We start from the raw sequence: 7,105 nt of genomic DNA on the forward strand, positions 1-7,105 counted from the left end.
ACCGCGTCGCTGTACCCGGCGACCTCGTCGTAGATCTTCTCCAGGTCGTCGCCGTCGATCCGCACGCGGGCATCCCCGTTGAAGGTGCGGCCCTGCGGCAGGGAGACGACGCGGCGCAGCGCGATCTCGCTGTCGTCGGCGGCCGCGGGCGTGTTCTCGACGCGGCGCAGCAGGACGTCGAGGGGCGCGGACGAGAACGCCGAGCGGCCCGCGTCGTCGAGGCCTGTGTAGAGGCGTGTCAGCGTCGTCGGGGTGCGCGCGGCACGCGTCGCCTTTGGCCCCGGCAGGCCCAGTTCGGAGATGCAGACGAGGTTGAAGCCGTCGCCGCGGATGCTGTCGATGTGGACGCTGACGCGGTCCGCGCTCACGCCGCCCATGTGGAAGGTGGCCTTGCCCGAATCGGGGACGCGCACCGTGACGGAGCGGCCACCCGCCGTCATCGTCGCCTTGTCGATCTTGACGGGGCCGAGGTCGGGTTGGGCGATCGTGACGTCACCGAGCGTCTGGCTCGCGGGCAGGGTGAGGTCGAGGCGCTGACCGACGGCGCGGCGGAAGTCGCCGAAGCGCCAGCTCGTGTCGGGGTTGCCGTCGAACGCGTTCTCGGGCACCGCGTACGGCAGGTCGAAGAACGTGCCGCCGGAGGTGGTCGCGGTGACGAGCGTCCCGGAGCGCAGCAGCACCGTCTGATCGTCGGGCGAATCGCCGAGCGTGCGCGTCGTGCCGAGAGGGTCGCCCGCGGCGAGCAGCGCGCCGTTGCCCGCGGTGAGGCGCTGCGCGATGGCGGAGCGTCGCGCGTTCGTGTCGGTGATGACCAGGCGCCCCTTGGCCTGCAGCGCGCGCGTCAGGGCTGCGGCGTCGAGATCCTGCGCGTACTGCACGCTCGGTGACGTGCGCAGCAGCCCGGCGTTCACCATCTCGGGGAACGACCAGCCGTCACCCGCGACGACGAGGGAGTTCGCCATGCTCTGCGCCCGCACGGCCGTTCGCGGGTCACGCACGGTGTACAGCTGCAGGGGGCGCAGGCTCGCCTCGTCGTACCCGGCGGGCGAGGCGACCGGCGACAGGACGTTCTGCCCAGGCTTGCCGAAGTTGCCGGAACCGAACAGGCCGGTGTCGGTGCCGATGAGGGCTTGGACGACGGCCGGGCGCGCTCCCCCGTCGTTCTCCCAGACGGTGTCGTGGCGCACGAGGACGTTGTCGGAGCCGAGGTAGCGCGCGAACGTCGACACCATGTCGCCCGACGCCGTACCGGACTGGACGGTGTCGTCGAGGGCCGCGAGGAAGTTGCCGCCGGGGGCGCTCGCGTTCGGTGTCGTCTCGGGGATGACGGCGTCGCGCTTCAGCAGGGAGTTCGTCAGGTCGTCGGGGCGCTGCACCGTCCAGCGGTACGTCGGGCGCGTCTGGCCCGGCAGGACGAGCGTCGAGGAGTGCGGGGCGCCGTCATCGGCGGCGCGGGCGGCGTCGTCCCAGTACGACGGGATGTCCATGCGCGAGATGTAGAGCCCGTTCGCCAGGGCCGGCAGCATCCAGGCGGCGACGACGATGCTCGCGAGCGCCGCGGCGATCGGCGCGAGACCGGAACGGCGGCGCACGAGACGCGTGAGATGGACGGCGCCGAACGCGAGGGCGACGGCGAACGACAGCGCGAGCAGCGCACCGATCTTGTTGGTCGTGCGGAAGGCGGCGAGCGGCGGGAACGCCAGCACGGCCTGGATGAGCCAACCCGCGGGACTCTCCGCATCGTTCTCACCCGGGAACAGCCCGACCATGACGACGGCCGCGATCGCCGCCGTCAGCGCCGCGGCGCGCCGCACCCCGGTGCGGGCCCAGCGCAGCGACACGAGCGCCAGCGCGGGCCACAGGGCCGTCAGGGCGATGACCCAGGGGCTCGTGATGTAGGCGGCGTTCTGCGGCACCCACGGTCCGGCGTCGCCGTGGCCGTACAGTGGCCACAGCCCGAGCCCGCGCAGCACCTCGGTGAACGAGGAGACCTTGTGGATGCCGTCGAGAGTTTCTGACGTGCCGACGATCTGGCTGCCGGTGGCGACGGCCGACATCGCCGGCACGAGCCAGTACAGCGACACGGCGATGACGAACAGCGCGCACTTCGCGGTGACGGCGGCGACCTCGCGCCAGGTGCGGTGCAGGTGCCAGCGCGCGACGGCGGCGATCGGGATGATGCCGAACAGCTGGAACAGCGGCACGACGGCGACGTTCATGCCGCTCATCGCGAAGAACGCGAGCCCGAACAGCGCCGGCCACGCCCAGGACGACGGCCGCTGCAGGGCGCGCAGGTAGCACAGCAGCAGCCATGGCAGGAACGCCATCGGCAGGGCGATGGCGAGCGTGTTGCCCGCGGCGATCGCGTACGGATTGGCGAGATAGAACACGGCTGCAGCGAGCCCGAGCCAGCGTGTCGAACGCGGCGCGACGGTGCGCGTCAGGCGCGCGGCACCCCAGGCCGCGACGAGCCACAGTGCGAGGTGGAAGACCTTGAACGTCCACTCCGGCGACAGCCCGATGCCGCGCAGCGCGGACAGCACGAGCAGGACGGGCACGAGCCCGACGTTGAAGTTCGCCGACCCCAGGTACGGCGACGCCGTCCACGACGACAGGTACCGGCCGACCATCTCCCACGGCGCGAGGTACACCTCGGGCTTGATGTCGGTGTTGAAGTGGCCGAGATCGTTGAGGAAGACGACGGCCGCGAGCACCACGGCGGCGACGGCACAGGCCACGGCGTAGGCATCGAGGCGTCCGCGGCGCAGGATGGGTCGTCGCACGAGCGTCCTTCCGAGCCTGGGCCGAGGGGGTTCACGGACGGTCGACCGTGAAGCACCTAATATAACCAGCAGGTAGCCCACGTCACACGGGCGTTCGGAAGAAGGGTCGTGCTGGTGAACGCCACATCCGCCGACGCGCGCCCGGTTCCGGCCTCCGACGCGGCGGAGGCCACGTCGGAGGCGCCGTCGGGGCGCGGCGGCGTCGTGCTGGCCGTCGCGATGGGGCTCGGAAACCTGCTCAGCTACGTCTTCGTCCTCATCCTCACGCGCGCGCTCGGGCCGGCCGGTTTCGGCGCGTACTCGGCGCTCATCACGCTCGGCATCGTCCTCGTCATCCCAGCGGGCGCGCTGCAGGTCGTCATCGCACGACGTTGGGCACACCCGTCGCTGCGCTCCAGCGGGCTGGGGCTCGCCGTGCGGGTCGGCGTCGCGCTGAGCGTCGCCACGATGCTCGCCTCCCCCGGCGTCGACGCGCTGTTCCACCTCGGCGGTTTCGAGCCGACGATCGCGATGGCGTTCATGCTCCTGCCGATGACGCTGACGGGCGCCTACCAGGGCGTCCTGCTCGGCAGCGGCGCCATCGCCCGCCTCGCCGCGCTCTACGTCGTGACGGCGGCGACCCGCGTCGCCGGTGCGCTCGGGTGCGCGGCCGCGGGCGCGAACGTCACGGAGGTCTTCGTCGTCATGGCGCTCACCGCGTGGTGCGCGGCCGCGTTCGGCCTGTGGGCGAGCCGCGACGCGCTCGTCGGCGTCGGCGCGGGCAACGACGGGTTGGCGCGCGAGATGTGGCGATCGAACTCGACGCTCGCCGCGTTCACGGCGCTGACGAACGTCGACGTCGTCCTCGTGCGTCACTTCCTCGCCCCCGAGACGTCCGGTGAATACGGTCTCGCCTCGACGTTCGCGCGCGCCATGTGCTGGGGCACGCAGTTCCTCGCGCTGCTCATCGTGCCGCGCCTCGCAGCCTCGAGCGCCTCCGCGTCGCCCGCCCATGCGGGTGCGAATACTCGCGCGACGAACGGCACCCGCGCGTTGTGGCGGGCCGCCGGTTTCGTCGTCGCGCTCGGTGTGACCGGCTGCGTCGTCGGGTCGCTGCTCGACGCTGACGCCGTCATCGCCTCCGTCGGTGGCCACGCGTTCGACGGCAACGGCTCCCTCGTCATCGCGTGCCTCGCACTCGGCACCGTCTGGGCGCTCGCGCAGTTGTGGCTGTTCTCGCAGATGGCGGGCGACGACACGCGCCTCGGCATGCTGACATGGGTCATGGTCGCCGTGGAACTCGTCGCCGGGTGGCTCTGGTGGCACGACAGCGTCTGGCAGGTCGTGACGCTCGCCGCGGTCTGCGCGGGCGTCGTCGTCGTGGCCGGCGCGTGGCGCTCGCGCAGCAGGCGCGTCACGCACGTCGAGGACGCCGAGGATCTGCTCGTGCTCGATCACACGAGCTGACCCCCGACGTCCTTCGACCTCAAGGTCGGCTCGCACCGCTCGAACCGGACCCATCCGCTCAGGCTGGCCGGCCTAGTCCTACCGCCCCATCGGGGGGCCGGTTTCGCTCGGCGCGGCCCAGCAGGGCTCAGTGCTGGCCAGTGCTCTTCTGGCTGTCGCTCTTCTGGCCGTCGCTCTTGTGGCCGTCGCTCTTCACACCGTCGTCACCGATCTGACGCGAGCGGCCGAGCAGCACCTTCGCGACGGCGGTGATCGGCCCGGGCACGACGCCGACGGCCTTCCACATCGCCGCGTTGAGGCGGTCCTGCACCGTCGTCTGGTAGCGGCGCAGCATCTCGTCCTGACGGCTGAGGCGCTTCGTGGTGCCGGGGCGGCGACGGAACGTCAGCGCGTGCAGGCCGTTCGCCCAGCGCGGGTCGTCGGCGCGCGCCGCGTCCCACTGCTCGACGATCTGCCAGCCTGGGTGCTCCTTCAGGAACAGCCTGTGCGCCTTCTGCACGACCTGCCACGACGCGTCGTCGATGAGGACGAGCGCCTCGTCGGCGAGCAGCGGCTCCACGGCGGCGAGCGCGAGGTAGTGCGACAGCAGCGTGTGCTCGCCGTCGTAGAAGTAGACCCCGACGGGGCGATCGAGCGCGCCGGGGCGCACCATGAGCTTGAAGCAGTCACCCTCGAGCAGCGTGACGTCGGCGTCCCCGGCGTGGGTCTCGAGGTTCGTCATGAGTTCGCGACGCGCGAGCTCTCCCGCCATGCCGAACTCCATGAAGTTCTCCATCGCGACGAACGTCTTGTCGCCGTTGCCCTGCACGGCGGCGCAGATCGAGCGACCCTTGAACGTGCCGACCTCGAGGTAGGCCTCGTCGGCGGGCATCGTCGCGGCGGCATGGTTGAGGACGGCGAGCTCGTTGGGCGCGGTGTACCCCGCGACCTCGTCGCACAGGGCCGACCAACGCGGGTCGATCGGGTCCGACGTCGCGAGCTCACCGGCGAACAGGGCCGGCAGGTCGCGGAAGAAGGTCGAGGTGTCCATGGCGTTCCGTCCGTCGTGAGGGTCAAGAAGTGCGCGCGCGTACCGCGCGGTAACCGGTGACCATGGTCACACGTCGGGCGCACTTTCGCATGCGGTGTTCGCCAACTCGCGCGCCGCCCCGCCCGAGGCGAATCTCACCGTGCGGCGCCCGCGCGTTGCACCTGCGGCGCGAGCCACGTCCAGATCATCGCGGCGCCGCGCGGGGTGAAGTGCAGCGTGTCCTCGTAGAGGCTCACCCCGTTGATGACGGAGCGGTACCCGGCGCTGCACGCCTGGGCGTGCAGGTCGGCGAGCACCGCATCGGGGTGATGCTTCACCCACGCCGCGATGACGCCGTTCGCCCAGTCGACGGTGGCGTCGCTCGAGCCCTGCTCGGCGAAGAAGCGCAACGACGGATCGAGTCGCACCGGGTCGATGCGTCGGCACGGGAGATTGACGACGACCGTGCGCTCGACGCCTGCGGCGCGGGCTCTCTGCGCCCACGAGTCGAGGGCCAGCTCGATCGACTTCGCGCCCTGCGGCGTCTGCGGCGCGGCGAGCACGCCGTCAAGGCGGTGCGTCGTGAGGAAGTGGGCGTCACCGACGATGACGAGGGTGCGCGCGTGTGCGTCGCGCAACTGCTTCTCGACGCCCGCGCGCCAGCTCGCGCAGCGCGTGGACTCGGCGACGTCCTGGCCGGCGTGGCTGATCGGCGCGGGCACGAGGTCGCAGCCGATCATCGTCGCATCGCTCATCGACAGGTCGGTGTAGACCGACGGCGAAAAACCCTGCGTGAGTGAGGAACCCACGCTGTCGCCCACGATACCAGCGTCCTGGTGCGTGCCCGTGCGGTACGCGGGCGTCCCCGCGACGAGCGGCGGCACGTCCGTCGGCACGCCGGGTGCGCTCGTGCGGGCCTGGGCGGCGCTCGACACCGCGAGCACCCCCGACGCGCCGATGGCGAGGGCCCGGCGACGGCTGCGTCGCAGGTGCGGCCACACGCCACGCAACCCGTCCTGCAGGATCGGCGCCTCGAGGTAGCGGAAGCTCACGACGGCGAGCGCGAACGTCACGACGAACTGGAGGAACCCGAGCGCGGGCTGCGGCACGTCGGGGCGCAGCCACAGGTGCACCGGCCAGTGGTAGAGGTAGAGGCCGTAGGAGATCTGTCCGACGAAGGCCAGCGGCCGCCAGCCGAAGACGCGGTTGATGGCAAGGCCGCGCGGGTCGATGCTCGACCAGCCCATGAGCGAGGCGCCAAGCGCGAACAGCAGCACGCCGCCCTTCGCGTAGACCCACTCGGTCTGCGCGTCGAGCAGGAATACTGCGCTGATCGACACGATCGTGCCGAGGACGCCGAGGGTCTGTGTCACCTCGCGCGACGGCAGGCGCGGCCCCCGTCCGTCGGCGCCGACGCCGAAGGCGAACCCGAACGCGACACCGACGAGCAACGCCTGCACGCGGGTGTCGGTGCCGTAGTACAGGCGCGCCTGATCCTCGAACGAGGCGAGCCCGAGGTGCGCCGTCCACCACGCACTGAGGCAGGCGAGCGCCATGACGAGGGTGAAGCGCAGGCGGCGCGAGCGCGTGAGTGCGCAGATCGCGAGGATGAGGAACGGGATGACGACGTAGAACTGCTCCTCGACGGACAGCGTCCAGGCGTGACGCAGCGGCGACGGGTTACCGATCTGGTCGAAGTAGCTGTCGCTCCGGCCGATCAACCTCCAGTTGAGGTAGAAGCCCAGGGTGGCGAGTGCGTCGCCGCCGAACTGCTTCTGCTGGGCGGGTTGCTCGAAGAAGGCGGTGTGCGTCAGCACTGCTGCGACGAGGACGAACATCGCCGGCAGCACGCGCCGCGCGCGACGCA

The 7,105-nt window shown here is 71.3% G+C and carries 4 protein-coding genes; 1 reads left to right on the plus strand and 3 read right to left on the minus strand.

Translation table 11 applies throughout. The annotated features are described in order from the left end of the window. Window positions 1–2,783, minus strand: a 2,783-nt coding sequence (locus B2284_RS13760) for an alpha-(1->3)-arabinofuranosyltransferase domain-containing protein (protein WP_286697644.1), incomplete at its 3' end; no start/stop codon positions are given. A 114-nt stretch (window positions 2,784–2,897) separates the two neighbouring features. Here B2284_RS13760 and B2284_RS13765 point away from each other — a divergent pair. Further along, window positions 2,898–4,229, plus strand: a complete 1,332-nt coding sequence (locus B2284_RS13765; RefSeq protein ID WP_170957196.1) for a lipopolysaccharide biosynthesis protein — start codon at window positions 2,898–2,900, stop codon at window positions 4,227–4,229. A 127-nt stretch (window positions 4,230–4,356) separates the two neighbouring features. On the opposite strand, the gene B2284_RS13770 is transcribed toward B2284_RS13765, so the two are convergent. Next, the gene (locus B2284_RS13770) at window positions 4,357–5,259 is read right to left on the minus strand and encodes a class I SAM-dependent methyltransferase (RefSeq protein WP_136788413.1); all 903 of its coding nucleotides are present in this window, start codon (window positions 5,257–5,259) and stop codon (window positions 4,357–4,359) included. Between the two features lie 134 nt (window positions 5,260–5,393). Next, window positions 5,394–7,105 (minus strand): acyltransferase family protein (locus B2284_RS13775; protein ID WP_286697645.1); only part of this gene is annotated, 1,712 nt, incomplete at its 5' end.

Origin of the sequence: Dermacoccus sp. UBA1591, assembly GCF_002322065.1 — a bacterium.
In the GTDB taxonomy this organism is placed as follows: domain Bacteria; phylum Actinomycetota; class Actinomycetes; order Actinomycetales; family Dermatophilaceae; genus Dermacoccus; species Dermacoccus nishinomiyaensis.

Bases quoted from the DNA above. Each gene is read 5' to 3' on its own strand.
- B2284_RS13770 (WP_136788413.1), bottom strand. From the start codon at position 5,259: ATGGACACCTCGACCTTCTTCCGCGACCTGCCGGCCCTGTTCGCCGGT.